The organism is Thiomicrorhabdus aquaedulcis, assembly GCF_004001325.1.
Classification (GTDB): domain Bacteria; phylum Pseudomonadota; class Gammaproteobacteria; order Thiomicrospirales; family Thiomicrospiraceae; genus Thiomicrorhabdus; species Thiomicrorhabdus aquaedulcis.
Genome location: NZ_AP018722.1, coordinates 159106 through 184993, shown reverse-complemented (window position 1 = coordinate 184993; position 25888 = coordinate 159106). Strand labels below are relative to the sequence as shown.

General features: G+C 44.5%; 26 protein-coding genes and 2 pseudogenes. 11 read left to right on the top strand and 17 right to left on the bottom strand.

Annotated features, from left to right (window positions below; translation table 11 throughout):
* Positions 1–51 precede the first annotated feature (51 nt).
* Complete coding sequence (locus tag EP181_RS00760) at positions 52–669, bottom strand: SCO family protein (RefSeq protein ID WP_127469964.1); 618 nt, start codon at positions 667–669, stop codon at positions 52–54.
* A 480-nt stretch (positions 670–1149) separates the two neighbouring features.
* Between EP181_RS00760 and EP181_RS00755 the strand changes: the two genes are divergently transcribed.
* Positions 1150–1782 (top strand): histidine phosphatase family protein, encoded by a 633-nt coding sequence (locus EP181_RS00755; protein ID WP_127469963.1) that lies wholly within the window; start codon positions 1150–1152, stop codon positions 1780–1782.
* Positions 1783–1787: 5 nt separating this feature from the next.
* A complete protein-coding gene (locus tag EP181_RS00750; protein WP_127469962.1) occupies positions 1788–3926 on the top strand; it encodes a putative bifunctional diguanylate cyclase/phosphodiesterase in 2139 nt (712 codons plus the stop codon).
* 69 nt (positions 3927–3995) lie between these two features.
* Here EP181_RS00750 and EP181_RS00745 read toward each other — a convergent pair whose 3' ends face one another.
* Positions 3996–4232 carry a DUF2798 domain-containing protein gene (locus tag EP181_RS00745; protein ID WP_127469961.1) on the bottom strand — a complete coding sequence of 79 codons (237 nt, stop codon included), beginning with the start codon at positions 4230–4232 and terminating at the stop codon, positions 3996–3998.
* 102 nt (positions 4233–4334) lie between these two features.
* Positions 4335–4967: a YceI family protein gene (locus EP181_RS00740; protein WP_232023455.1), complete on the bottom strand. Its 633-nt coding sequence runs from the start codon at positions 4965–4967 to the stop codon at positions 4335–4337.
* Between the two features lie 254 nt (positions 4968–5221).
* Between EP181_RS00740 and EP181_RS00735 the strand changes: the two genes are divergently transcribed.
* The 6 genes and pseudogenes from EP181_RS00735 to EP181_RS00715 all read left to right on the top strand — a co-directional run bounded on the left by EP181_RS00735 (position 5222) and on the right by EP181_RS00715 (position 12095).
* Entirely contained in the window at positions 5222–5629 is a 408-nt protein-coding gene (locus EP181_RS00735) for a hypothetical protein (protein WP_127469960.1), read from the top strand.
* A 94-nt stretch (positions 5630–5723) separates the two neighbouring features.
* Entirely contained in the window at positions 5724–6023 is a 300-nt protein-coding gene (locus EP181_RS12590; protein ID WP_269471143.1) for a TRAP transporter small permease subunit, read from the top strand.
* Positions 6024–6028: 5 nt separating this feature from the next.
* Positions 6029–6301 carry a TRAP transporter small permease subunit gene (locus EP181_RS12585; RefSeq protein WP_269471142.1) on the top strand — a complete coding sequence of 91 codons (273 nt, stop codon included), beginning with the start codon at positions 6029–6031 and terminating at the stop codon, positions 6299–6301.
* Positions 6301–7672, top strand: a pseudogene (locus tag EP181_RS00725) (TRAP transporter large permease). Before EP181_RS12585 ends, EP181_RS00725 begins: the two are co-directional and overlap by 1 nt.
* Before the next feature lie 98 nt (positions 7673–7770).
* Positions 7771–9930, top strand: coding sequence for a sensor domain-containing protein (locus EP181_RS00720; RefSeq protein ID WP_127469959.1), 2160 nt, complete (start codon positions 7771–7773; stop codon positions 9928–9930).
* A 359-nt stretch (positions 9931–10289) separates the two neighbouring features.
* Positions 10290–12095 (top strand): DEAD/DEAH box helicase, encoded by a 1806-nt coding sequence (locus EP181_RS00715; RefSeq protein ID WP_127469958.1) that lies wholly within the window; start codon positions 10290–10292, stop codon positions 12093–12095.
* A gap of 113 nt (positions 12096–12208) precedes the next feature.
* Here the strand turns inward: EP181_RS00715 and EP181_RS00710 are convergent, their stop codons facing one another.
* From EP181_RS00710 to EP181_RS00670, 10 genes and pseudogenes are all read right to left on the bottom strand, one after another.
* On the bottom strand, positions 12209–12499 hold the full coding sequence (locus tag EP181_RS00710) for a GIY-YIG nuclease family protein (protein ID WP_127469957.1): 291 nt from the start codon (positions 12497–12499) through the stop codon (positions 12209–12211).
* A gap of 32 nt (positions 12500–12531) precedes the next feature.
* Positions 12532–13113, bottom strand: coding sequence for a cyclic pyranopterin monophosphate synthase MoaC (gene moaC, locus EP181_RS00705; protein WP_127469956.1), 582 nt, complete (start codon positions 13111–13113; stop codon positions 12532–12534).
* Positions 13114–13121: 8 nt separating this feature from the next.
* Positions 13122–13262, bottom strand: a complete 141-nt coding sequence (locus EP181_RS12105; RefSeq protein WP_232023454.1) for a hypothetical protein — start codon at positions 13260–13262, stop codon at positions 13122–13124.
* A 188-nt stretch (positions 13263–13450) separates the two neighbouring features.
* Positions 13451–14323, bottom strand: a pseudogene (locus EP181_RS00700) (molybdopterin molybdotransferase MoeA); the annotation flags it as partial.
* Between the two features lie 135 nt (positions 14324–14458).
* Complete coding sequence (gene moaE, locus EP181_RS00695; protein ID WP_127471718.1) at positions 14459–14944, bottom strand: molybdopterin synthase catalytic subunit MoaE; 486 nt, start codon at positions 14942–14944, stop codon at positions 14459–14461.
* 6 nt (positions 14945–14950) lie between these two features.
* Entirely contained in the window at positions 14951–15199 is a 249-nt protein-coding gene (gene moaD / locus EP181_RS00690) for a molybdopterin converting factor subunit 1 (protein WP_127469955.1), read from the bottom strand.
* A 4-nt stretch (positions 15200–15203) separates the two neighbouring features.
* Positions 15204–16205 (bottom strand): GTP 3',8-cyclase MoaA, encoded by a 1002-nt coding sequence (gene moaA / locus EP181_RS00685; RefSeq protein ID WP_127469954.1) that lies wholly within the window; start codon positions 16203–16205, stop codon positions 15204–15206.
* Between the two features lie 237 nt (positions 16206–16442).
* A complete protein-coding gene (locus EP181_RS00680; protein WP_232023453.1) occupies positions 16443–17444 on the bottom strand; it encodes a c-type cytochrome in 1002 nt (333 codons plus the stop codon).
* A 55-nt stretch (positions 17445–17499) separates the two neighbouring features.
* Positions 17500–18861 carry a sulfite dehydrogenase gene (soxC, locus tag EP181_RS00675; protein WP_127469952.1) on the bottom strand — a complete coding sequence of 454 codons (1362 nt, stop codon included), beginning with the start codon at positions 18859–18861 and terminating at the stop codon, positions 17500–17502.
* Between the two features lie 261 nt (positions 18862–19122).
* Positions 19123–19572 (bottom strand): hypothetical protein, encoded by a 450-nt coding sequence (locus EP181_RS00670; protein ID WP_127469951.1) that lies wholly within the window; start codon positions 19570–19572, stop codon positions 19123–19125.
* A 165-nt stretch (positions 19573–19737) separates the two neighbouring features.
* Here EP181_RS00670 and hemB point away from each other — a divergent pair, with 165 nt between their 5' ends.
* Positions 19738–20757 (top strand): porphobilinogen synthase, encoded by a 1020-nt coding sequence (gene hemB / locus EP181_RS00665; RefSeq protein WP_127469950.1) that lies wholly within the window; start codon positions 19738–19740, stop codon positions 20755–20757.
* The gene (aroE, locus tag EP181_RS00660) at positions 20757–21605 is read left to right on the top strand and encodes a shikimate dehydrogenase (protein WP_127469949.1); all 849 of its coding nucleotides are present in this window, start codon (positions 20757–20759) and stop codon (positions 21603–21605) included. The genes hemB and aroE overlap by 1 nt, the downstream gene beginning before the upstream one ends.
* Before the next feature lie 51 nt (positions 21606–21656).
* On the opposite strand, the gene EP181_RS00655 is transcribed toward aroE, so the two are convergent.
* Entirely contained in the window at positions 21657–22208 is a 552-nt protein-coding gene (locus EP181_RS00655) for a gamma carbonic anhydrase family protein (protein WP_127469948.1), read from the bottom strand.
* 291 nt (positions 22209–22499) lie between these two features.
* Between EP181_RS00655 and EP181_RS00650 the strand changes: the two genes are divergently transcribed.
* Positions 22500–22859 (top strand): PilZ domain-containing protein, encoded by a 360-nt coding sequence (locus EP181_RS00650; RefSeq protein WP_127469947.1) that lies wholly within the window; start codon positions 22500–22502, stop codon positions 22857–22859.
* A 137-nt stretch (positions 22860–22996) separates the two neighbouring features.
* Here the strand turns inward: EP181_RS00650 and gorA are convergent, their stop codons facing one another.
* From gorA to EP181_RS00635, 3 genes are all read right to left on the bottom strand, one after another.
* Positions 22997–24352 carry a glutathione-disulfide reductase gene (gorA, locus tag EP181_RS00645; RefSeq protein WP_127469946.1) on the bottom strand — a complete coding sequence of 452 codons (1356 nt, stop codon included), beginning with the start codon at positions 24350–24352 and terminating at the stop codon, positions 22997–22999.
* 132 nt (positions 24353–24484) lie between these two features.
* Positions 24485–25222, bottom strand: a complete 738-nt coding sequence (locus tag EP181_RS00640; RefSeq protein ID WP_127469945.1) for a glutathione peroxidase — start codon at positions 25220–25222, stop codon at positions 24485–24487.
* Positions 25223–25373: 151 nt separating this feature from the next.
* Complete coding sequence (locus tag EP181_RS00635) at positions 25374–25823, bottom strand: hypothetical protein (protein ID WP_127469944.1); 450 nt, start codon at positions 25821–25823, stop codon at positions 25374–25376.
* Positions 25824–25888: the final 65 nt, after the last annotated feature.

The following is a 25888-nucleotide window of genomic DNA, read 5'->3' as shown; positions in this document are numbered from 1 at the left end:
GTTTAATGGGGGTTTAAGTTGGTTTAAGTTATTTTGAAGGTTTATAAAAATTTAAAGCGCCGGATTAAGACTCAACTTTATTTTTTGTAAATCTTCTAACATTTTGTCATAGCGTAAATCTTGACCCTGATACACCGCCCGCAAGCGGCCAATAGGGTCAATTAAAAAAATAGAACCTGGATGCGAAATCTCATAATCTTGGCCGGTTTTTGGGTTGGAATCGGTAAAAAAATAAGCTTTATATAAAGACGCTACTTTTTGAATGGTTTGCATGTTGTCCGCGGTCAAACTCACAAAATTAGCGCCAAACTGATTAAAGTAATCTTTTAACAACGCCGGAGAGTCACGCTTTGGATCCATGGTCACAAACAAAAAATCAATGTCTTGTGCATGCGACTGATGATGCAAATTAAACATCACCCCCACTTGATTGTGACAAACGTCATCGCAATTTAAATAGCCAAAATACAAATACACATAACGACCTTGGTGCTGGCTTAAAGAATGCGCCTGGCCTTGCACATCCAGCAAACTAAAATCTGGGGCTACACGATCAACTTGTTTACCGTATAAATCATCGCTGACCAATCCATAAAACAAAATGGGCAAGCTAAATAACAGCAGCAACGCAAGAGCCATTATGGCCAAAAAAGTAGGTTTAAAATTCAAGTCGTAGGCTCTAAATAGTGGGACGCTTTAAAAGTTTTTGAGCACTTTGCACCAGTGGATTGTCGGCTATAAACGGTTAACATTTCAAGACTTTTCGTTTAAAAACCAAAATGTATTTGACCAGGCCTGGTTAAACATTGTTTAAAACACAATTCTCTTTAATTTTTAACTCTAAGAGACCTTTGCACGAGTCAAGGCACGGTTAAAAATGGCTAAAATTTGCCTGATTTTTGTTGAAAACCTTGCGAATAGCCAGCTATTCACTGCGTTTTCCGCCTCAATCAGGCAAATTTTATCTCATTTTTTCCTCGCACCTCACTCGTGCAAAGGTCTCTCTAAATCATTAAATTTAAAGCCTTCTTTTAGGTTTTATATTACGGTTTGTTTAAATTTTCAAAAAACAGCAATAAACCATTTTTTAAATATGGCTTTTAAGGTTAATATTGCCGTTTGATAATTTTTCTAAAGAAACCCTTAATTATGAAGAAATGGATTACGCTCACTTTATTCACTTTATTTTTTACCTTTCGCCCGGCCATGGCGAGCGATGAGTTTAAATCGGTTGTGATTGCCAACGCTCAATTAATTGAGCAAGTGCGCCAAGGCGGCTATGTAATTTATATGCGTCATGGCAAAACAGATACAGCACAACCCGACCAAGCGCCCATCAACCTGAGCGATTGCACTACGCAACGCCCATTATCGCAAGAGGGATTAGCCGAATTAAAGCAAATTTCGACTTACTTTAAATTGCTTGCTTTACCTTATGAACCGCCTCTTGTGAGTCCTTTATGTCGTGCCATGCGAACGGCCGAAATTGTCTTTGGTCAACCTATTAAAGTTGATATCAATTTACAGTATACCGCTGCGCTCACAACCCGCCAAAAGCAGCCCATTATTAAACGCACACTTGAATTACTCTCTGAGCCAGTGGCCAGCGGAACCAATCGTATTTTAGTGGCACATGGCCCTAACTTGGTTGAAATGATGAAATACTTTCCACCAGAAGGAAGTATGGTTTTCTTTCGACCCATGGGCGCACAAGGTTTTGAATATTTAGCCACCATTACACCCAATGATTGGCTCGACTTGCTTAAACAGTTGGGGCAATAATTTATATGAGAGCCGGTCGCACACTATTATTTTTAACCTTTTGGCCAGTTCTACTGTTGGCACTGTTTACGCTATCGATTGCTTATTGGTCGCTTTCTTCAATTAAAAACCACTCTATTGACCTGCATAAAAAACAATTGCACGACCTAAACATCGTTCAGGAGGCCGCTGAATTTAGTCAAGAAATTGGTCAAGTTCATCAAAAAGTTTCAGACGCCATTGCAAATGCCAAACTTAAAAAACTATCTGAAATCCAACTTTACACACTGCATACGCAAGTGGTTGATGAACTTGAAGCATTGACTGAGCGGGTAAATTTATTGGTCCAATCCGACCTATTGCAAGAGGTTAATCACGGCAATGTATTGCCTTTACAGCAAGAGTTTCAAGCCTATCGTCAATTTATTATCATGGCCACCGATATTATTGCGATTGACACTGGTGTCGCGCAAGACTACGTACAAAAAGCCCAGCAGAACTTTGTTCAATTTTCACTCTATATCCAGCGCATCACCCATCTTTTGGCGCAAAGAACAGAGGTACGAAACAGTCAGGAATTTGCAACTCAAGAACAATTTTTATACGGCATTGTAGGGGCCAGCCTTGCTGGGTTAGCAATGATTTTGGCATTGGTGGTGTTTTTTTCAGGGTTTATCAGTCGAAAAATCCTCTACATCGCCGATGCATTGAGTGCTATGGCGCACGGCAGTACACACGCACAAATTGAAATGCTCAATATTAAAAAAATGCATGCCGATGATAATGGGGAGTTTGGACGAATTGCCGGAGCCTTGCTTAATTTTCACGAGGCCATCGAGCGGCGTAAAGAAGCGGAAGCAGAGGCGTTTCAACTGGCTTTTTATGACCCTTTAACTAAATTGCCTAATCGACGATTATTAATTGAGCGTTTAGAATATTCAATGTCTTTAAATCATCTTTCTGGTCAATTTGGGGGCGTTCTTCTTTTTGATTTAGACGACTTTAAAGTCATTAATGATTCACAAGGCCATCAAGCCGGTGATCAATTATTGCTTGAGCTTGCTGGCCGTTTAACCAAACTGGCCAAAGGTGATAATCATATTGCGCGTGTGGGCGGAGATGAGTTTGTGTGGACGCTGGAATCACTGGGATTAGAAAAAACACATGCAGCCACTAAGGCTGAACAACTTGCAGAGGCCTTGCGTGAAACGCTTAATCAACCTTATGAAATTAATGAGGTGCGTTATTTTTCGACCCCTAGCATTGGGATTGTCTTGTTTAACGGAACAAATGAACCCGTTGATGAGCTGCTAAAACAAGCCGAAACGGCCATGTACAACGCAAAATCAAACGGTCGAAATTGCTTAAGCTTTTATGATCCTTTTATGCAGCAGGCCTTAATAGCGCGCGCAACAATGGAAGTAGAATTACGCGCCGCTATTGAACACAGCCAGCTCGAACTTTTTTATCAAGTGCAAGTTAATCAACATCAATCTGCCATAGGCGCGGAAGCATTAATTCGCTGGAACCACCCTGAACGTGGTCTTGTTTCGCCCGCTGACTTTATTCCTTTAGCCGAAGAAACTGGGCAAATTAAAGCCATGGGAGCCTGGGTATTAGCAACCGCCTGTCAACAGTTGCGTTGTTGGCAAAACCAACCTTTAACCGCGCACTTAACCCTTGCCGTGAATGTGAGTGCCAAGCAATTTAAAGAAGCTGGTTTTGTTGAACAGGTTATAGCGGTTATTAAAAAGACTGGAATAGCCCCACAAAAACTTAAAATTGAATTAACCGAAAGCACCATTTTAGATAACGTTGAAGAAGCCATTCAAAAAATGCGCCAGTTGCGTGAACTTGGGGTTAAATTCTCATTGGATGATTTTGGAACGGGTTACTCATCACTGCAATATTTAAAACGCTTGCCATTGGATCAAATTAAAATTGATCAGTCGTTTGTGCGTGACATTGCGGATGATCCGGATGATGCGGTGATTGTAAAAACCATTATTGCAATGAGTAATGCTCTTGGCATCGAGGTCATTGCCGAGGGCGTTGAAACCAAGGCGCAAAAACACATACTGAAACAAAAAGGCTGCAATTTTTATCAGGGTTATTGGTTTGGCAAACCCTGCCCCATTAATGAGTTTGAAGATGCCTTGGGTTAGGTGTGTTTTTAAATATGCAAGGGTATCTCGTATTAAACGCCATTAAACCTTCTTAAACCTTCTTAAATGCTATTGAACGTTGGGTGCGCTTACCAATTTTGCGACGAGTTTTCGCACCATGGGCCCTACAAACATCACAATGGGAAACGCCACCACAAAGGCCGATAGCCAGGCGCTAAGCCAAATTTGTAAAAAATTGCTGGGCAGGCCAATGTTTAAAGCCGTAATGACCGCCGACATTAAAAATGACATAAACAGCGCCATAAAAAAAGCCATTAATATGGGTTGGTATTTGGGGTGAAACATGGGTAATCCTTTTGTTTGCGGTGTTTATGGTGTTTGAGGTATTTAACAGAATGACCAGGCCTGGTTAAAGTAAGTTAACACACCATTCATACAAGTTCCCGCTTATTTCCTTACCCCTTCAATGTGCAGTTCTAGCAACACTTCGGCCGAAGCGGGGCCTAAATCCTGGCTAATGTTATAGTCGACTAATTTTAATGCGGTGGTGCCACTAAAGCCACTGCGATGACCGCCCCAAGGGTCTTTGCCTTCGCCAATTTTATGCGCCTCAATCACGATGTCTTTGGTCACGCCGTTTAGGGTAAATTTGCCGGCGACCTGCATTTTTTTATCGGTACCGCTTATGCTGTCGCTTACAAATTGGGCTTTGGGGTGTTTTTTAACATTCAAAAAATCGGCACTGCGCAAATGCACGTCGCGCTCGGCGTGGTTGGTGGACACACTGGCGGTGTCAATGGTAACGGCAATTTTACTGTTGCTAAGCTGTTGATCGTCGTAGGTGTATTGACCGTCAAATTTTTCAAAACGACCTGTTAGCCAACTGTACCCCAAGTGCTGAATTTTAAAATTAACCGAGGCGTGCATACCAGGGGAATCTATTTGATAGTTTACCGGCGCGGCCATAACAGTTGGGGCAAACAACAAGGCCGAAGACATTAGCGCTGTAAACAGGGTAGACAAGCCGAATGTATTGAAACGTTGCCCATTTTTATAGTTATTTGGTGTGAATGCTTTCATGATGTTTTTCCTTTAATGTGTTTACATAAAGGAGTCTAACGGGTTAGGCCGTTTTAAAAAACGCGTCAAGTTTAAAAACACTGTTGCTTAAAAACAAACAATGCAAAAAATCGCCTCCACTAAGAGACCTTTAGAGACCTTTAGCAACAATGAGTGCAAAAATTGATTCTTAATAAATTGGTTCCCCTGCAAATACGCTGTAATGAATACATTGTGAGGCGATTAACCAGCCATTGAGTATTTTGGAGAGCGCTATGAATGTTTTGCACGTTTTAAGTGGACTGATTATTGGATTGCTGGTTGGCTGCGCACAAGCGCCCAGTCAAAACCGAACCCTAATAGGCGTTGCAACGCCATCGGTGGCGGCAAGTGTGCTGTTTACCCACACTGATCGTAATACCATTACACAATATTATCGCCATCATCCTGGCATGAGAGGGCACAAACCCAGTCATGCTAAACAAGGCCACGCACCGCACACAAAGTATTTATTGCACCAACCGCTGCCGCCACACGTTGTATATAATCGTTTTCCGTATGAGTTAGAACGCTCAATGCCTAGACTGCCTGCAGATTATGTGCGCATTATTATAGGCGGTGATGTGTTTATCATGAACGCTCGTACCCGCATCTTATACGACGCTATTTGGGGAGTATATTAATGACTTATCGCCCATTTTAAACAAAAACCGTTCCAACACCCTTTAAAATGGTTAAAATGCAAACTCTGTTGATTTTAAGATGACGTTTAACTTTATGACCCTTTCCCCTGCCAACTTGAAACGCTTAACTCAATTTATTGCCTACCAAAATCAGTTTCAGCTTACGCTGGGTAAAACCGTGGCGTGGGGAAGTATTAGCTTAGTCGCTATTACCGCATTGGTGGTGGTTTTGCGTTATGGCTTTGACACCGGCTCTATTGCGCTGCAAGAGGCCGTTATGTACAACCACGCGCTGTTGTTTATGCTGGGCATTGCCTACACCTATCAACAAGACAAGCACGTCAGAGTAGACATTTTTACGTTAACGGTTCGGCACGTTACCAGGCCTGGATAAATTTAATGGGCACTGTGTTGTTTACCTTGCCGGTGATGGCGTTTATTTTGTGGATTGGTTGGGATTATGTCGCCGCCAGTTGGGCGGTGCAAGAAACGTCGACCGAAGGCAGTGGCATTGCTTACTTATACTTACTTAAAAGCGTTATTCTAGTCATGGCCTTTTTAGTGGCGTTGCAAGGCGTGGCTGTGGCACTTAACGCCCTAGTGCAATTGACGCAACCTGCCTTAACACCACCACAAACATCAATTAACTCTGAACACGGCGGGACCCTGTAATGGAATGGCTCGCACTGCTTTTATTTGCCCTGGTCTTTGTGGCTTTGCTGTTGGGGTTTCCGGTGGCGTTTACATTGGCAGGGGTGTCGCTTTTGTTTGCGCTTATAACCAGCGCATTTGGTTTGTTTGATTTAGCCTTTTGCACAGCATTCCCAATCAAATTTTTAGCATCATGGGCAATCAAACCTTAATTGCCGTACCGCTTTTTGTCTTTATGGGCATTATGCTTGAGCAGTCTAAAATTGCCGAGCAACTGCTGTCCACTATGGATGAGGTCATGCGCGGGGTTAAAGGTGGTTTGGGTATTTCGGTTATTTTGGTGGGTGCATTATTGGCCGCCAGCACCGGCATTGTCGGGGCTACCGTAGTGACGATGGGATTATTGGCTTTGCCCACCATGCTCAAGCAAGGCTACTGTCCAAGACTGGCCAGCGGCACCATTTGCGCCTCGGGCACGTTGGGGCAAATTATTCCGCCGTCGATTATTTTAATTTTACTGGGCGACGTGTTATCCACAGCCTATCAACAGGCGCAACTAAAACAAGGGATTTTTTCACCCGAGACCTTGTCAGTAGGCGATTTGTTCATTGGCGCGCTGTTTCCTGGCATGTTGTTGGTGGTGCTATACATGCTGTATATTTTTATTAAAGCCATTATCCACCCCGACAGCGTGCCCAATAACATTGGTAATCCGGTGCTACCAGGCCTGGGCAAACGAGTTTTAACCACCTTAGCACCGCCATTGGCTCTTATTTTATTGGTATTAGGCTCAATCTTAGCCGGCTTTGCCACGCCCACCGAGGCCGCTGCATTAGGCGCACTGGGCGCTACTTTGTTGGCGGTTAGCAAAAAACGTTTAAATAAAGAACGTCTTAATACGGTCATGCAAAACACCTTGCAAGTCACCAGTATGATTTTTTAATTTTTATAGGCGCTGCGTTTTTTTCATTGGTGTTTAGAGGCCTAGGCGGTGATGTTCTGATTGAGGAGCTTATTAGCGACTTGCCCGGCGGCGTATTTACAGCCATGCTTATCGTGATGGCGCTGATGTTTGTGCTGGGATTCTTTTTAGACTTTATTGAAATCACCTACGTGGTCGTGCCTGTGGTGGCGCCTATCTTACTCATGATGGGCGTTGATCCTATTTGGCTGGGCATTATGATTGCCATAAACCTACAAACGGCCTTTTTAACCCCGCCATTTGGCTTTGCGTTGTTTTATCTACGCGGTGTAGCACCCACCCACCTTAAAACCACCGACATTTATAAAGGTACCGTCCCCTATATCGCCATACAACTGTCAGTATTGGTTATGCTGGCCATTTGGCCAGGCCTGGCCACTTGGCTTCCCAGTGTAGTGTATGGTCAATAACCCTTTCCGCTCATACCCAAGCCATGCGCCCTGGCTAAACCTAGTAATAGCATCAATGCCATTAACGCCGCACTCTATTAACACGGAGGGTTTATAGCATGACCACTCCCTCTACTGTACGCACGCTTAAACAAACCATTGTGCGATTACGCGACGAAAAAGCCACCAAGTGCCAAATTATTCACGCATTGACCGATGGTATTTTGGTTTTAAAACCCAACTTAACCATTAAAAGCATCAACGACCAAGCTAAAAACTTACTTATTCACTCTGCCGAGCCCAATTTAAAACAGCATTCTCTGTCGTTGTTTAAAAACAAAAAAGGCACTGTTAGCTTTAAACTTTTGCCCTGGCTTGAGCGCGTAAAACAACAAGCTCATAAAGACGATGAGCACGCTGAACACCAAGTATTGGTATGGCGCATTCACCCAAAAACGCTTGAAACAGCACCATTACTGCTCAAAGCCACCGCCTTACTGTCCAAAAATGGTCAAGTAAAAAACCTGCTCCTGTTAATTTACGACCGCACATTACACGTCCAAATAGACGAACAAAAACGTTTAATGCAAGTCGCGTTTAACAGCCTAAACGGCCAATGCATTACCAACGAAAAGGGTTTTATTACCCATCCTAATCCCAGCTTTGTTCAAATGAGTGGTTTATCGACCCAAACCCTAATTCGCATGACCTTTACCCAATGGTTTGAGCAATACGTGCATTTTAAATCCGTTAGCACGGTAACATCGGTCTTGGCCACATTGCTAAAAAACAAAACGTGGAGCGGCGAAGTTGAAATTAACGCCCAAACCACACGGTTTGATGCACTGATAAGTCTTTCCATGCTAGTAGACGACGAATACAATGTTGAACATTACATGGTCAGCATTCAAAACATTACCGACATAAAAGCCGCACAGCTGCAAATTCAGCACATGGCGTTTTACGATGAACTGACCGAACTTCCCAATCGCCGTTTTACCACCGAACACTTGCAATTAGCACTCAACCGACATCAAACCCAAAGCACGTATGGTGCATTGTTGCACATTAATTTAGAACGCTTTAAAACCATTAACGATGCCTTTGGACGCAAAACCGGCGACCTTTTTCTAAGTCAAACAGCCCTCGCGTTGCAAAGCACTTTAGGCTCAAACCACACATTAACCCGAGTGGGCGGCGACGAATTTGCCATTATCTGCTCCCTGCACAGCACCACGCTGGCTAAAGCCCATAGCCAGGCCATCCAACTAAGCCACACTATTTGTGACGCACTTAATCAACCCATTGAAATAGCCGGCTTAACACTGCACAGCAGTGCGCGTATTGGCGTTGCCTGTTTTCCAGAAAACGCCACCGACAGTGCCGAAAACCTTTTAATTAACGCCGACCTGGCCGCCACTAAAGCCAAGCAACTTAAAAATTCGTATAAAATTTACGCCTATGATCCTACGCTGTCCATCGAAGTTAAAAAGCACCGAATCCTAGAAGACGCGCTCAATCAAGCTCTTGCACAAGAACAATTTGAGTTGTTTTACCAAGCCCAAATGGGCGCACAAGATGCACTGCACGGTGTAGAAACATTAGTGCGCTGGAACCATCCAATCTTGGGCACTGTGCCGCCCAACACGTTTATCCCCATTGCTGAAGAAAATCGTGAAATCATTAAAATTGGTTTATGGATTCTCACCAAAGCCTTTCACCAGGCCTGGTTATGGAATAAAACCCACCCCAATTTAAACATGTCAATTAACATCAGTCCTATTCAATTTCACGAAGCCGACTTTGTTAAGCACCTGATTGACTTGCTAAAAATGACGCACGCCAACCCCCAAAATTTAACCCTAGAACTCACCGAAGGCGTGCTAATTTCGGACACCGAAACCGCCTTATCAAAATTAGAGGCGCTATCACAACTGGGCTTTAAAATATCCATTGATGATTTTGGAACGGGCTACTCTTCACTAAGTTATTTGCAAAAGCTGCCCCTGCACGAACTAAAAATTGATAAAAGCTTTATTGCCCGAATCCCAGAAAGTGCCGACGACATTGCCATTGTCGAGTCGATTATCAGTTTGGCGCGCCACAAAAAACTTACTTTAGTAGCCGAAGGCGTTGAAACCCAAGCACAGGTCAATTTTTTACGCCAACAACCGGTCGATATTATTATTCAGGGCTATTTTTTCAGCCAACCTTGTTCAGCCAGCACCTTTGCCGCACAGTTTTTAACCCAGCTGTCGCCGCTTGACGCACCCAAGTAAAACTTTTACTTGCATTTAAAAATCTTATTTAGTAAAATCCGGCCATCGCAGATTTGTGGCCAGTTTCAACTTAATGATTCTGAACAGATTCCACAAAATTTTGCCGTTACAGAGCCATTTGCTTAACCTCTTTCACTTCGCCTCTTTATGAGCCGAGTTTGATTTTCTGACGCAAAAGCGCTCTTATTTTACTAAGAACCCATTTTGCCCCAGAATAACAACTCAATCCTGTTCTTCGATTTCTTAACTCTTTGAGTCTAACGATTATGGATTTTGAGCCACTTTTTGCTGCTTTTGCAACAAAGTCGCTTCTTATTCCCGGGCAAAAACCATTCTCATGCACGAGAAAAGGACACCGGATGACCACCGAAATTTCATTTAAAGATTTAAACCTTAGCGAAGACCTTTTAAAAGCCATTACCGATTTAGGCTACGAAACCCCTTCACCCATTCAAGCGCAAGCCATTCCAGCCCTATTGGCCGGTAATGACATTTTAGGTATGGCACAAACCGGTACCGGTAAAACCGCCGCATTTGCATTGCCTGCGTTAAACAACGCCGACATTAACCAAAAAGACCCACAAATTTTGGTATTGGCACCTACGCGTGAATTGGCGATTCAGGTAGCTGAAGCGTTTCAAAGTTTTGCCCACCACATGAAAGGCTTTCACGTCCTGCCTATTTACGGTGGTTCGGATTACGGCGGACAAATTCGCGCTTTAAACCGTGGCGTACACGTAGTGGTAGGAACGCCCGGTCGTATTATGGATCACATGCGCAAAGGCACGCTTAAATTAGACAAGCTAAAATTGCTGATTTTGGACGAAGCCGACGAAATGTTGCGCATGGGCTTTATTGACGACGTTGAGTGGATTTTGCAACAAACCCCTGAAAAGCGTCAAATTGCCTTGTTTTCGGCCACCATGCCAAAAGAAGTGCACCGCATTGCCTCGCGTTACCTAAATAACCCAACCGAAGTTATTATTAAGCAAGCGACTGCAACCGCCACCACCATTACGCAAAAATATTTAATGGTCAGCGGCGCGCACAAACTGGATGCGCTTACCCGCATTTTAGAAGCCGAAGAGAACGTTGACGGCATTATTATTTTTGTACGCACCAAAACCGCCACCATTGAACTGGCCGAAAAACTTGAAGCCCGTGGTTACGCTGCGGCTGCTTTAAACGGCGACATCGCGCAAAATCACCGTGAGCGTATTGTTGACCAGCTTAAAAAAGGCAAGTTAGACATTTTGGTCGCCACTGACGTAGTAGCCCGTGGTTTAGACGTTCCACGTATTAGTCATGTTATTAACTACGACATTCCGCACGACAACGAGTCATACGTTCACCGTATTGGTCGTACCGGCCGTGCAGGTCGTTCGGGTGTGGCCATTTTGTTTGTGGCACCACGTGAGCGTCGCTTGTTAAGCTCGATTGAACACACTACACGTCAAAAAATTGAAGAGATGCATTTGCCTACTACGCAAAACATCAACGACAGTCGTGTTGATCGTTTTAAAATTCGCGTTATCGAAGCCTTGCAGTTGGATGATTTAGCGTTCTATCAAAACATGATTGAACAACTTGAAGTTGAAAAGAACATTCCTGCGGTTGAAATTGCAGCCGGTTTAGCGCGTTTAATGCAGGGCGACATTCCGTTCTTTATGGACGACAAGCCGCAGCGTGAAGTGCGTACCGAACGCAACGATCGCCCAAGTGAAGGCGGCCAACGTCGTGATCGTAACGATCGCAACGACCGTCCCGAGCGCGGCGAACGTCGTGGTGAACGCAGTGATCGTCCAGAACGTCCACGTCGTGAGCGTTCTGAAAACCCAGAAGAAGGCATGAACCGTTACCGTTTAGAAGTCGGTCGCAACCACGGCGTTAAGCCTGGCAACATCGTAGGCTGTATTGCCAACGAAGGTGGCATTGACAGTGAATTTATTCGCCAGTTAAACATCGACGATACCTACAGCACCGTTGATTTACCAGCCGATATGCCTAAAGAAGCCTTAACGCTGTTAGCTAAATCTTGGGTGTGTGGTCAGCAATTAAAAATATCACAACTTAAAGGTGGTGCCGCGGCTTCTCCGCGTAAACGCTTAACTCGCAACAAAGCCGATGACAAAGACAAAGGTAAACCACGTCCACGTCGTAGTTAAGTCATACAGTTAAGTCATAATATGGTTTAACTGCTTATTGCTTAAAAACCAAAAAAGCCCGTTAAAACTCAGTTTTAACGGGCTTTTTTTATGGGCAAAAATTTATGACTACTTTATGCGCAGGGCTCAATGCCACCGGTTGCAATTAACTGCTCTTTGGCGGCTTTGCTTAACTGTTTGATAGCGTATTCTTGTTGACACGCCACAGCACGCGACGCATGTTGCTCAACGTACACCAAAATACAGGGTTGGCGGGCTTGGGTGTATTTGGCACCGCCCTTTATTGCACCATTATGCTGCTTAAGCCGTTTGGGCAAATTATTGGTAATACCACAATAGACACTGTTGTCGTCACAACGTAATAAATAAACTGACCAGGCCTGGTCACTGGGTTTTTCACTCATCTTAATGAGCCTCTTGAACTCAAAAAGTGCGACTAAACCTCGTCGCCTACGCGCGCCCAATGACCGCTTTTGCCGCCGGTTTTTTCCAGCAATTGAACTTGTTCAATCACCATGCCTTTATCAACCGCTTTGCACATGTCGTACAAGGTAAGCGCCGCTGCCGAGGCCGCCATTAAGGCTTCCATCTCAACCCCGGTTTGTCCAACCAATTTGCATACCGCGACAATTTCAACCCAACTTTGTTCAATATTAGGGGTGAGTTCAACCTTAACCGAGGTTAACAACAGTGGGTGACACATGGGAATAATGTCAGGGGTGCGCTTGGCCGCCATAATGCCAGCAATGCGCGCGGTGGCCATTACATCGCCCTTTTTATGTTTGCCTTCTAGAATCATGCTCAGGGTTTGCGGCAACATTTTAATCACGGCCATGGCACGCGCTTCGCGTTCGGTGTGCGCTTTTTGGCTTACGTCCACCATGCGCGCTTGGCCTTTGCTGTCTAAGTGGGTAAGACCAGTACTGGGAGCGTTGGCTGACTCAGACTCGTTGATCACCAGAACGACATCAATTGGAGTTGCCGTTTTTTTGTTCTTTATTTTTTTAGTCGATTTCATTGCACACCCTATTCGTTAATGGGATTAAACGGGTAAAACGCGACTTTGTCGCCACGGTGAATCACCGTGTCTTCGGGCACCACCACAAAGCCTTCTGCCCAAACGGTTGACGTAAGCACGCCCGAACCTTGGTTGGGGTAAATATCCACATAGGTTTTTTGGTTTTTGTTAACAATTTTGGCGCGCAAAAATCGCGTCTAAAGTGGCTCACTGGCCACTCAAACGCTGACTCTAGCCAAATGGGTTTGGATTTAATCTCGCTGGCACCCTGCATTTTTAATAAATACGGCCGCGCAAATAAATTAAACGTGGCAAACGCCGACACCGGATTACCGGGCAAACCAATAAACGGCGTACCGCCAATGTGTCCATAGGCCAGTGGTTTGCCCGGTTTCATCTTAACCGTCCACATCTGCAAATCACCCAGTTGCGCCAGTGCAGGTTTAATGTGGTCTTCTTCACCCACCGAAACACCCCCAGTGGTAATGACCACATCGGCCAAACTGGCGGCTTTTTGCATGGCGGCTACCGTGGCTTCTAAGGTGTCGTCCACACGGCCTAAATCGATTAATTCAAAACCAAGGGTATTAATTAACCCGCCCATTACATAGCGATTGGCGTTGTATATTTTACCGCTTTGAGGCGCATCGCCCGGCTCGAGTAATTCATCACCGGTGGTAAACGTGGCGATTTTTAAACGAACATACACTTCAACGTCGCTTACGCCAATGGAGCTAATTAAACCCAAATCTTGCGGTTTTAGAGTTTGGCCGGCGCGTAAAATTTCATCATATTGAGCAATGTCTTCACCTATATTACGAATGTTTTGACCAGGCCTGGTGGCCGTATTCAAAATAGTTACTAAGTCGCCATTAAGTTCGGTCTCTTCTTGCATTACCACGCAGTTAGCGCCTTCTGGAATCACCGCCCCAGTAAAAATTCGTGCGGCCGTGCCCAATTTAAGCGGTAATGGGTCATTGCCCGCGGCAATGCGTGCTGATACGTTTAAGATTTGGTTGTGCTCCAAATCGTAACTGTGCAGTGCGTAGCCGTCCATATTGCTGTTTTGATGCGGTGGCACATTAATGCCCGATACAATGGGTGTGGCCAACACACGGCCTAGCGCTTGATGCATAGGAATGGTTTCAACACGCTCTAAGGGAGCAACCTGTCTTAAAAGAAAATGCAGGGCTTCGTCAAATGTTTTCATAAACGCTCTCTTTAAGGCCTTAGCCAGCCATAGTGGCTTTAAACTTGGCCATTTATAGCCATGTAATTGGATAAATTTGGTTTAGGCAGGCTAAACGAAACAACATTGTAGCCCAAGCGAGTTGTGTGAATATTATTATGAAATAGTGTTTAGATTAGCAGACCAGCGTTTTTCGGCTTCTTTGTCGCTAATACGCGCATCCACCCAACGCTCTTGTCCGTTTGGCAGTGTCTCTTTTTTCCAAAATGGCGCATTGGTTTTAAGGTAATCCATAATAAAATGCGCAGCATAAAAGGCATTTTCTCGGTGTCGGCTCGCTACGGCTACCAACACAATTTGATCGGTAGGGTACATTTTACCAATTCGGTGAATAATCAAACTCGACTCTAACGACCAACGCGCATGCGCTTGCAAGCGAATGTTTTCTAAAGCTTTTTCGGTCATACCTGGATAGTGCTCAAGTTCAAGCACCGCTACATCATCGCCTTCATTAATATCGCGTACTGTACCCACAAACGACACCACAGCACCAATGTCAGTGTAACCAGCACGCAACTGTTTCAGCTCAGATGTTAAATCAAAGTCTTCGGTTTGAATTTTTATAAATGGAAAATCAACCATTCCCACTTAACCCCCTGTTACAGGCGGAAAAAACGCAATTTCATCCCCGGCTTTTATTAGGGTTGTGCGGTGTGCCACATCGTGATTAACGGCTATTTGTAGATTTTGATTGTGCAAAAGTGCTTGCTGCCAAACCTCACCGCGCTGCGCCAACTGGTGAATAAGCTCTTCTACCGTGGCAAAGCCTACTGGCAACTGCTCATTAGCCTGACCCAGCATCTCTCTAAAACTGGCAAAATATAGTACGTTTATCATGTTATTAACCACCCAATTGAACCATTTGTCTAAATTCTATGTTGTGCACATTTTCATTAAAAAAGTGCTTTTCAGGTTTTTTAAGCATCGCATCCACAATCAATTGCTGCAACGCCTCGTCAGTGATGCCATTGCGCAATGGCGTGCGTAAATCAACAGAATCGGCCTGGCCTAGGCACAGCGCCAATATTCCCTTGGCCGTTAAACGCACGCGGTTACACGTGGCACAAAAATGCTGTGATACCGCTGAAATCACCCCAATTCGGGTATCGGTGCCCGCAATGATAAAGTTACGTGCCGGACCATCATGCGATTTACCGGTTGAAGGAATTAAATCGACTCCCACGTGCTTTTTAATGCGTGCCAAAATTTTATCTGCTGGATAATGTTGTTCCATCATCCCTACCCCTGCGGGGCCAATCGGCATGGTTTCTATAAACCTTACTTCAACGCCTTTTTGAATACCATAATCTACCATGGCTTCAATCTCATCATCGTTGGTGCCTTTCATAACCACCATGTTAAATTTAATGGGCTTCATGCCTACTTCTAGAGCTTTATCGACTCCGGCCAATACTTTTTCTAAATCACCGCCTCGCGTAATATTTTTAAAGCGCGCAGGACGCAGTGAATCAATAGAAATATTGGCACGTGTTACGCCGGCTAAAGTTAATGCCTCAGCCTCACGTTCTAAATAATGCGCGTTAGTAGACAGTGCAATGTCTTCTAGACCATCAAACGCTTTAATTTGCGCCACAAATCCTGCCAAATTTTTACGCACCAAAGGCTCTCCGCCCGTAATACGAATTTTGGCAACACCTAGGTCTACAAAGGCTTTAATAATGCGCGCTAACTCGTCGTAAGAAAGGTATTCGCTGTGAACACCATCTGGGTGAACGCCTTGTTCAGGCATACAGTAACCGCAGCGATAGTTGCATTTATCAGTCACGGAAACTCGCACGTAATCAATGGTGCGATTAAAAGGATCAATCAAAGATTTGCGCATTAGTTTAACCCGTTATTAATGTGTGGCTTGATAGAGAACTGTATCAAAAAGTCGTTATGAATAAATTCATAGCGACCAACGCTATATCCTCCTGGGGATAACGAATTTTACAGTAACTGCATTAGAATTCAATTATTTATTGATGATTAGACATCAAATACATTTATTTCAGGCATAAAAAAGCCCGCTAAGAAGCGGGCTAATCAACACCATTAATCTAAGATTAATGTGACTGAATTACATACCGTGGTGTCCAACACCTGGTTTGTCTTCATTCATACGTTCTGGAACGTTGTACTGCGGCGTACCATCAGGCAACAAACGTGCTTGACGATAGTTGTTTGTATCACCAGTACCGTCACCAATTTGTGTTTTATCACAATCTGTCATGCAACGTGCGTTATGAATAACAGGACGGTGATCACAGAAGAAGTTACCTTGGTTAGGCATGTACTTGTTCATTTTCATCAACATTTCAGAGTTAAAGAACGTATCGTCTTCCAACACGTTACCTTCATCGTCAATAGGGATGTAGTTTGACTGAAGCATATAACCGGTCATACCCATGTAACCTGCGTCACCAATAAACGGTGCGTTAGGTGTCCAGAAAGGCATGGTACGACGAATGTAATCAAATAACGTTGTGGCATAAGGCCAAAAGTTACCAATGGCTTTTTGCGGTGCAGGATCGTACATGTCAGAAGTAATTAAGCTTTCCTCAACCGCTAAGGCTAAATAACCTTTTGCGCCTTCACCAAATTCACCGTGACACATGCCGCAGAACTGAACGTAAATTTTTCCACCTTCAGCTACAGTCATACCCACCTTAGGATCTGGTAATCCGCGACCATCACCATCAACGGTGATGTTCCACTTAGCCACAGCCGCTTCAGCAATAGGCGTACCAAAACCACGTGCAACGTACTTGCTGTCATCGTAATAATTTTTAGCGGCATTTTCATGCACTTCAACAAACGCTTTTGGAATCTTACATTGCGCGTTACCGTGGTTACCACCGTCAATGCTGTCATCCACTTCAAACGAGTACGGGTTAGCGGGGTCTAACTTATCCATTAAACCATCACGCCCGTGCGCAGCGTCTTTACCAAGAATGGCTTCAATAACCGCTTTATCTAGGTATTTTCCGTCTGCATTTTTGATAATTTCTGCATAGTTAGCAGCGTATTTACCGTTAATTTTTTCACCTGAAGCGGTTGCGCCGTCTGAGCTTCCGCTCATGGCCATTGCCGATCCAGTGAACAGGGTTGCAATCGATGCTGCAATAAAAGTTTTCTTAGTACTGAACATTTTCTACTAAGCCTCCGAATTGACCTTCATCCCACGCATGTACACGCCATGTAACCATCGCTGTACGGTGATATACGTTGTTAGTTCCTTCTAATGCACGCATTTGCGGCATTGGAGGTTGAACATAACCAGTTTCATCTGTTACGCGACTCATCAAGAACGCTTCTTTACCATCCCAGTCCCATTCAATTTCAAAACGAGTCCAAGCTTTGTCCAACACAGCTGACGTAAAATGTGCTTCTTTCCATGTTTTACCGCCGTCCATGGTGATATCCACATGAGCCACTTTACCACGACCAGACCAAGCGATACCACGAATGTAGTATTTACCAGGACCTTGCATTTTAAAGTCAGGTGAAGGATACGTTATAACCGAGTTGGCTTCCATGTACCAAGAAAAACGCTGTGATGAACCATCAGGCATTAATTCTGTGTATTTAGACGTTTCTTCACGGTGTTGAGCCGGTGAATCGGTAACGTGAATACGACGTAAGTATTTAACCCACATGTTAGCTTCGCAACCAGGAACCACTAAACGAATAGGGTAACCTTGTTCACGACGTAAGGCTTCACCGTTTTGCGCGTATGCTACAAAACAGTCATCCATTGCCAAATCCATAGGAATAGAACGCGTTAGACCTGCCGCGTCGGCACCTTCTGGAATCAACCAAGTACCTTCAGGTTTAATACCCGCTTCTTTTAACAAGTCAGACAAACGAACCCCTGTGTACTCAACGCACGACATCATTCCGTGAGTCCATTGTACTGAGTTTAGCTGCACGCCTTTCCATTCCATTGCGCCGTTAGCTGGGCACTCAACAAAATGAATACGTGAAACTGAAGGGAAACGCTTTAAGTCGTCCATTGTAAAAATTAATGGGCGTTCAACCAAACCGTGAATAACCAAACGGTGCTCATCTGGGTTAATGGTTGGTACACCACCATGGTAACGCTCAAAGTGCAAACCGTTAGGCGTGATAATACCGTGCAAGCTTTGTAGTGGCGTCATAGTGATAGATGCAATCGCATCCGGAGTCAACCACTCTAAAGTACGACGTTGCACTTCTTTTTCAAAAGGAGAAGGCATGCCGTAAGGATACTTACGAACACCAAAACCTAAAGACTTACGTGCAGCACCATCTTCTAGTACTTTTGTTACTTCTTCTTTACCGGCGTATGGTGCTACTGCTTTTTTAGCATCATATCCCATTTTATCTGTGGCACTCGCTGCTTGAGTGAACATCACTCCCCCAGCTACTGCGGCACTGCCTTTCAAAAAGGCGCGACGTCCTTGGTTACGACTTTCTTCAGTCTGAACCGCGACCTTCTCTACGATTTTATCTGTCATTTATTGCTCCTTGATGGTCTTACCGTTGGTTAAGTAACACCCCAGATTCAAGAGTTTTGGTTATTATTATCAGCCTGTACTGCTTAGACTCTCATTACGGGCCAATACAGTTATTGCTGGTCAGTAATCATAAATTTTAAGTTTACCGACTGCAAGTGTAAACACTAGAAAAATTAGCATTCTCTTATATAATTTTTTATGAGTGGTTCGCATATTTTCTATCAAACGGCTATTTAGCCCTTTTTAAACCTCTATAACACATCATATAGTGGGTAAAACTTTTCTTGCACATACCGGACCGTTTTTGGGATTTTCGATGTCTTCGGCCACTTGATTTAAAAAATGTTGCAATTCATCGACGCTCAGCACCGATAAAATTTTATTCATAATAACAGGATGAATTGCTATCGTGGTAAACAGCCCCGATTGCAATTGCACTTGCACACCACATGAATCTGCCAATGCACCGTATGCATCATTTTCGTCCAATAAAGCGGCTTGTTCACCAAACAACACTTCACTGTACTGCGTTTCAAGTTGTTCTAGTACGTTTTCGTCTATTGCATCCGAAACTTTAACGGTAAAACTGGCCTCACCGGTGTGCGTTTGACCGGCTTCTAACTCTGCGGCAATGTTTAGGTTTCCACAAAACATTTTAAAGCGTTGTGCCAACCCTAAATCAAAAAACAGATACTCCATCCAATCGCCCACTGTTTAGCCTCCTTTATTTTTAATAAGTTGAAAGGTATGATTAACCACTCAGTTTTTCGATTGCGTTTTTAGTTTTAAAAACCATTTACTCGTGCAAACGGTTCAGCTTACCAACACACTCATTATTTTTTATTATTTTGCCCTCAAACACCTAAAGGTTTTAACATGATTGACCGTCAATACCCTATCACGCGCATGCGCCGCATGCGCAAAGACGATTTTTCGCGTCGTTTGATGCGCGAAAACACCTTAACTGCCAACGATTTAATTTTGCCTCTATTTGTGATTGAAGGCCATAACAAACGCGAGCCGGTTAAATCCATGCCGGGGGTTGAGCGCCTGAGTATAGACCTTTTGGTACTTGAAGCAATCGAAATTAACGCTCTGGGCATACCTATGATTGCGATTTTTCCAGTCACCCCCGACGAGGTTAAATCGCTCGAAGCTGAAGAAGCCTACAACCCCGATGGTCTGGCGCAACGTGCCATTAGAGCGGTTAAGCAGGCCTGTCCAAATTTGGGCGTCATGACCGATGTGGCGCTTGACCCATTTACCACCCACGGCCAAGACGGCATCATTGACGACGACGGCTATGTGCTTAACGACGACACCATTGATGTGTTGATGCAGCAAGCGTTATCGCACGCGCAAGCCGGTGCCGACGTGCTTGGGCCGTCGGACATGATGGACGGTCGAATCATTGAAATTCGTGAAACCCTTGAAGACCATGGTTATGTAAATGTAAAAATTATGGCCTATTCGGCCAAATACGCCTCAGCATTTTACGGCCCGTTTAGAGACGCCGTAGGCTCGGCCAGCAAGTTAGGATCGGGCAACAAATACACCTATCAAATGGATCCGGCCAACGCCAACGAAGCCCTGCACGAGGTATCGCTAGATTTAAACGAGGGCGCGGATATGGTCATGGTCAAGCCTGGCATTCCGTATCTAGACATTGTACGCACCATTAAAAACGAGTTTAAAGCGCCTACCTTTGTGTACCACGTCAGCGGCGAATACGCCATGCTTAAAGCCGCCGCACAAAATGGCTGGCTTAACGAAAAAGAGGTGGTACTCGAAACACTATTAAGCTGTAAACGCGCCGGTGCCGATGGAATTTTGACTTACTACGCCAAACTAGCGGCCATTTGGCTTAAAGAGCAATCACAAAAAGGTGATGCCTAATGACCGATTTATACGCGGTGGTGGGCAACCCCATTAGCCATTCAAAGTCGCCTTTAATTCACCGCCTGTTTGCCGAACAAACACAACAAGACATGGCATACGAGGCCATTTGTATTGACACCGACGATACAACCTTTGCCTGGGCCATGGCCGATTTACGCCATCGCGGCTACAAAGGCGTTAATGTAACCGTACCCTTTAAACTGGACGCATTTGAATACGCCACCCAGCTAACCGCGCGGGCGCAAACCGCGCAAGCGGTTAACACCTTACTCTTTAATGCCGACGGCACCAGCCTGGGCGACAACACAGACGGGGTTGGCTTGGTGAACGACATTGAACTAAATGCCAAACGACTGTTTAAAGAGCAATCGGTGCTTATTTTGGGCGCAGGCGGTGCTGTGCAAGGCGTTTTAGAGCCGATATTAAACAAACAACCAGGCCTGGTACACATTGCCAACCGCACTGACAGTCGCGCTAATGCGCTAATGCAACGTTTTAATACCCCGACAACCTTAAGCGCCAGCGGCTGGGATGATATTCCAGCTCACCCGTTTGACATTATCATCAACGGTACTTCAGCCAGCTTGGAAGGTAAGATTCCACCCATCACCGACCAGGTGATTGGAAAAAATAGCTTGGTGTACGACATGATGTACGGCCAACAACCCACGGTGTTTATGGACTGGGCCAAGCGCGCGCAACCCACCTGTCAAGCGCTAGACGGTTTAGGCATGTTGGTGGGACAAGCGGCCGAGGCGTTTTATGTATGGCGCGGCGTACGCCCCAATATGACTGAGGTGATTGCCGAGGTGAGAGCGCAGATGGCAAAAACATCAACGCCTTAAAACATCGTAAAACGCTTACGATTTTTACGCGAGCTTTGGGCTTTATACGAGCTAACCATTATTGGTATTGGCTAATTCTTCCGCTTCATAATCTTGCTTTAGACGCACGTAATGCGCGGCCGAATACTTAAAAAAGGCTATTTCTTGCTCGGTTAACAAGCGCGCCTGCTTGACGGGCGACCCCATATACAAATAGCCACTTTCTAGCACTTTACCCGCCGGCACCAAACTGTTGGCGGCGACCAGCACATGAGTTTGCACCACCGCGTTGTCCAACACCACCGCACCCATGCCAATCAGACATTCGTCTTCAATAATGCAACCGTGTAATACCACATTATGACCAATGGTGACGTCTTGCCCCACAATGCATTTTGATCCTTTTGAAACAGCACTTTCGTGCGTGGTATGCACCACAGCGCCATCTTGAATATTGGTGCGCGCCCCAATCACAATGTCGTTTACATCGCCACGCAACGTCGCATTTGGCCAAATACTTGCATCTTGTGCCAGTTCACATCGCCCAATGACCACCGCACTGACGTCCACCCAAGCCGAATCGGCTATTTTTGGCACAATGCCTTTATACGATCGAATTGTCATTTAACCTCCAATAACTGTTTAAAGTAAAATCCTACCCGTTATATTCACGATTTATAAAGTATAAATTCGATCAAATTATTCCTCAGTCTAACCAAAGTTTCTCTCGTTTAAAGTCTTTCTATTAACGCTTGCATGAATCATCTTACTGCACACTATATTGCTATTTTTAATAGATTAACGGTATTGTAAGATATCTTTTACAATACTTTACAAGTGTATCCATAGACAGTAGTATGTATAAAAATAAATTAGAATATTTACTAATTACCCAACCAGTTTACGGATATTGTTATGACCTCACTCAACTCGAGTTTATTAACACCCCACACCGATCGTGAATACCTTGAACGCCGGCGTGAGGCGCGTTTGCCCACTCACATTCCGTCGTTATTATTGCAAAAAGGTCGAGTGATTTACACCACCATCACCAATTTATCGGCCAATGGCATTGGTTTTTTGTCGGCCGTGCCGCTGGAAGTGGACGATCAAATTCAGATTACGTTTGAATGCCTTGACCTAAACACCATGGTTCCGGTTAACTTGGATGTAAAAGTTCACATCTGTGAAGAGGTAGAACTTGAGTTTTATATTGGTGGGCATTTAGCCCAAAAATCGACTCAATACATTAAGTTTTTTACCGCGATTAGCTAGAAACCACGCGCACTTAGAGTTAATTTTGTAATTCTTTCGCCCATAAAAAAAGACCGAATCATCGGTCTTTTTTGCTATACGCATTTTGTTCAACCCATCTTGCACAGTGCAACATAGGCAAGCACATCTCGACCATTTTAACGCATGGTCACCAGCTCTTCAGAACTAGAAGGGTGAATGGCAATGGTCGCGTCCAAATCGGCTTTAGTCGCACCCATTTGCACCGCTACTGCAAAACCTTGCAGCATTTCATCCGCGCCGTCACCCACAATGTGAATGCCCACCACTTTCTCATCCGCACCGGTTACCACCAATTTTAACGCTGTTTTAATTTTGTGCTGCGTAAACGCATAGCGCATTGGGGTAAAAATAGACGTGTACACCTTAACGTTGTCATGGCCGTATTTACGTTGTGCGTCGTGCTCAGCCAAACCAATGGTGCCCACCGGAGGGTGCGAAAAAATCACCGTGGGAACAATGCTTAAGTCCAACTTTAAATTAGGCTTATTATTGTACAAACGTTCAGCCAAATAACGCCCAGCGCGAATGGCTACGGGCGTTAATTGTGCTTGACCGGTGACATCGCCAATCGCGTAAATATTGTCTACCACGGTTTTATGACAGTCGTCCACGTCAATAAAACCGTAACCGTTTGCTTCAATGCCTACGTTTTGTAACGCCAATGGTTCAATCAGTGTTTCACGACCGACGGCCCACACCACTTCGTTAAAGCCACCTACGCTTTGACCGTCGGTGCTGTGAATGGTTAATGTGCCGTCAGCAACACGCTCTAATTTTTTGACCGCAAAATGGTACTCTTTTTTAATGCCGCTTTCTAACATGGCATCGGTTAAGGTTTCGCGAATCATGTCGTCAAAGCCGCGCAACACCAAATCTTTACGGCTAATTAACGTCGTGTCGGTACCCAAGGCTTGAAACACTCCGGCTAATTCAACCGCAATGTAACCACTGCCAATCACCGCGACTTTTTTAGGCTGTTCGGTTAGGGCAAAAAAACCGTCCGACGTTAACCCTAGCGCACCGTTTTCGGTTTCGTTTGGAATCAGCGGAATGCCACCTGGGGCAATAACAATGGTTTCGGCGGTGTAATGTTTGCCATCGACCGACACGGTGTGATTGTCCACAAAACTGCCCCAACCGTGCAACACTTCGACACCCTTGTCCTTCATGTAACCGTCGTACCACGTGGTGATGTTGTTAATGTAATTTTGACGCGCCGCCACCAACTTGCTCCACGTGAAACCTTTGTGCTCTATATCAAATCCAAAGTCGGGTGCATCACGTAAGGCTTCGGCAATGTGTGCGCCAAACCACATCACTTTTTTGGGCACGCAACCAATGTTAACGCACGTGCCACCCAATTTTTTAGCCTCGACCACTGCACATTTTTTTCCGTATTCGGCCGCGCGCTCTACTACCGACAAACCTCCGCTTCCCGCGCCAATGGCAATCACATCATAATCGTATTTCATGGTTGTTCCTTTGTTTACTGTTTGCATCGTCTTTTAAGAGACCTTTAAACTAAAAAGGGCCTTAAAAAAGGCCCTTTAAACGTTTAGCAATTGGCTTACTTTAGTTCACCAGGCCTGGTGAACTGAATAAGATTATTTTGCTAAAAACACTTCTAAATCGTCAGATCCACCAATGTGCTCACCTTCGATAAACACTTGTGGAACGGTAGATGCATTGGCCACGGCGCGTAAAGTACGTGAAGATACGCCGCTGCTTGAAATAATAATTTCTTCATAGCTGATGCCGTTGTCTTCTAGCATTGCTTTAGCTTTTGCACAGTAAGGGCAACCTGGCTTAGTGAAAATGGTCGCAACTTTAGGTGCTTTGGCATTTGGGTTGATAAAGTTCAACATGGTGTCGGCATCCGACACTTCAAATGGGTCACCTTCTACTTCTGGTTCAATAAACATTTTTTGAACCACACCATCTTTTACCAACATAGAATAGCGCCATGAACGCATACCAAAGCCAATATCGCCTTTGTTAACCAACATGCCCATACCATCTGTAAACGTACCGTTACCGTCTGGAATTAAACGCACATTGTTAGATTCTTGGTCTTTAGCCCATTCGTTCATTACAAACGTGTCGTTAACCGATACACATACAATCTCGTCAACGCCATTGGCAAAAAATACCGGTGCTAATTCGTTGTAACGGGGTAAATGAGTAGAGGAACACGTTGGCGTAAACGCACCTGGAAGTGAAAATACAATAACGGTTTTACCTTTAAAAATTTCATCGGTAGTCACATTGACCCATTCGCCATTCTTACGCGTTGGAAACGTTACATTGGGAACTTTTTGACCTTCTTTGTTGACTAATGCCATGGTGAAACTCCTAGCTTGATAATTAAAGTAAAAATAAAAATAATGAAGTTGTTTAATAACGTGTACACAGTTTATGGCGCATGTAACAATTAGTAAAGTTAATTGTTTATACTGCTATGATAGTTTTTGACTATCAAATCAACCTTGTTAATTATTGTAACGTTGAGCCTTGCAAGGCGCGCATAAAAGGTTCTAACGCATCTTGATCTTGAGCGCATTTCATCAACAAACCCAAAATAACTTGGTCTTCTTGTTTTGACGCCATACGCGCAGTGAGTTGATATTCTTTATCGGTCACCGAGCCAGTGTAGCCTTTTAATTCGAGCAAAGCGGCCACAACGCCCACATTTTGCAGTAAACACGCCGCATGTAAAGCTTTAACGGGCGCACCCGCTGCGTCTTTTGCCACCACGTGTTGGGACGACACAAAATGCTCTTGCACCAACACCATGGTCATCCAATAATTCATTTCAATGTCGGCCTCGCTTTCGATGGCGTGCAACAACATCTGATTGGGATCAGAATGATGCTGCCCCACTAACGTCTTGACGATTTTAGAAAATGAATCACGATGACTCAAGTCCAAATTTAATAAATTCATAAAAGTTTCTCTTAATTTTTCTTGGTTTTTCTTGGTTTTTTCTTAAAAGTTCTTGAGGTCACTTA

Bases quoted from the DNA above. Each gene is read 5' to 3' on its own strand.
- hemB (WP_127469950.1), top strand. From the start codon at position 19,738: ATGATTGACCGTCAATACCCTATCACGCGCATGCGCCGCATGCGCAAA.
- EP181_RS00680 (WP_232023453.1), bottom strand. From the start codon at position 17,444: ATGAGCGGAAGCTCAGACGGCGCAACCGCTTCAGGTGAAAAAATTAAC.
- moaA (WP_127469954.1), bottom strand. From the start codon at position 16,205: ATGCGCAAATCTTTGATTGATCCTTTTAATCGCACCATTGATTACGTG.
- gorA (WP_127469946.1), bottom strand. From the start codon at position 24,352: ATGAAATACGATTATGATGTGATTGCCATTGGCGCGGGAAGCGGAGGT.
- EP181_RS00720 (WP_127469959.1), top strand. From the start codon at position 7,771: ATGACCACTCCCTCTACTGTACGCACGCTTAAACAAACCATTGTGCGA.
- soxC (WP_127469952.1), bottom strand. From the start codon at position 18,861: ATGACAGATAAAATCGTAGAGAAGGTCGCGGTTCAGACTGAAGAAAGT.
- moaD (WP_127469955.1), bottom strand. From the start codon at position 15,199: ATGATAAACGTACTATATTTTGCCAGTTTTAGAGAGATGCTGGGTCAG.
- EP181_RS12590 (WP_269471143.1), top strand. From the start codon at position 5,724: ATGACCCTTTCCCCTGCCAACTTGAAACGCTTAACTCAATTTATTGCC.
- EP181_RS00750 (WP_127469962.1), top strand. From the start codon at position 1,788: ATGAGAGCCGGTCGCACACTATTATTTTTAACCTTTTGGCCAGTTCTA.
- EP181_RS00655 (WP_127469948.1), bottom strand. From the start codon at position 22,208: ATGACAATTCGATCGTATAAAGGCATTGTGCCAAAAATAGCCGATTCG.
- EP181_RS00755 (WP_127469963.1), top strand. From the start codon at position 1,150: ATGAAGAAATGGATTACGCTCACTTTATTCACTTTATTTTTTACCTTT.
- aroE (WP_127469949.1), top strand. From the start codon at position 20,757: ATGACCGATTTATACGCGGTGGTGGGCAACCCCATTAGCCATTCAAAG.
- EP181_RS00745 (WP_127469961.1), bottom strand. From the start codon at position 4,232: ATGTTTCACCCCAAATACCAACCCATATTAATGGCTTTTTTTATGGCG.
- moaE (WP_127471718.1), bottom strand. From the start codon at position 14,944: ATGGTTGATTTTCCATTTATAAAAATTCAAACCGAAGACTTTGATTTA.
- EP181_RS00640 (WP_127469945.1), bottom strand. From the start codon at position 25,222: ATGGCATTAGTCAACAAAGAAGGTCAAAAAGTTCCCAATGTAACGTTT.
- EP181_RS12585 (WP_269471142.1), top strand. From the start codon at position 6,029: ATGGGCACTGTGTTGTTTACCTTGCCGGTGATGGCGTTTATTTTGTGG.
- EP181_RS00635 (WP_127469944.1), bottom strand. From the start codon at position 25,823: ATGAATTTATTAAATTTGGACTTGAGTCATCGTGATTCATTTTCTAAA.
- EP181_RS00735 (WP_127469960.1), top strand. From the start codon at position 5,222: ATGAATGTTTTGCACGTTTTAAGTGGACTGATTATTGGATTGCTGGTT.
- moaC (WP_127469956.1), bottom strand. From the start codon at position 13,113: ATGAAATCGACTAAAAAAATAAAGAACAAAAAAACGGCAACTCCAATT.
- EP181_RS00715 (WP_127469958.1), top strand. From the start codon at position 10,290: ATGACCACCGAAATTTCATTTAAAGATTTAAACCTTAGCGAAGACCTT.
- EP181_RS00650 (WP_127469947.1), top strand. From the start codon at position 22,500: ATGACCTCACTCAACTCGAGTTTATTAACACCCCACACCGATCGTGAA.
- EP181_RS00740 (WP_232023455.1), bottom strand. From the start codon at position 4,967: ATGAAAGCATTCACACCAAATAACTATAAAAATGGGCAACGTTTCAAT.
- EP181_RS00710 (WP_127469957.1), bottom strand. From the start codon at position 12,499: ATGAGTGAAAAACCCAGTGACCAGGCCTGGTCAGTTTATTTATTACGT.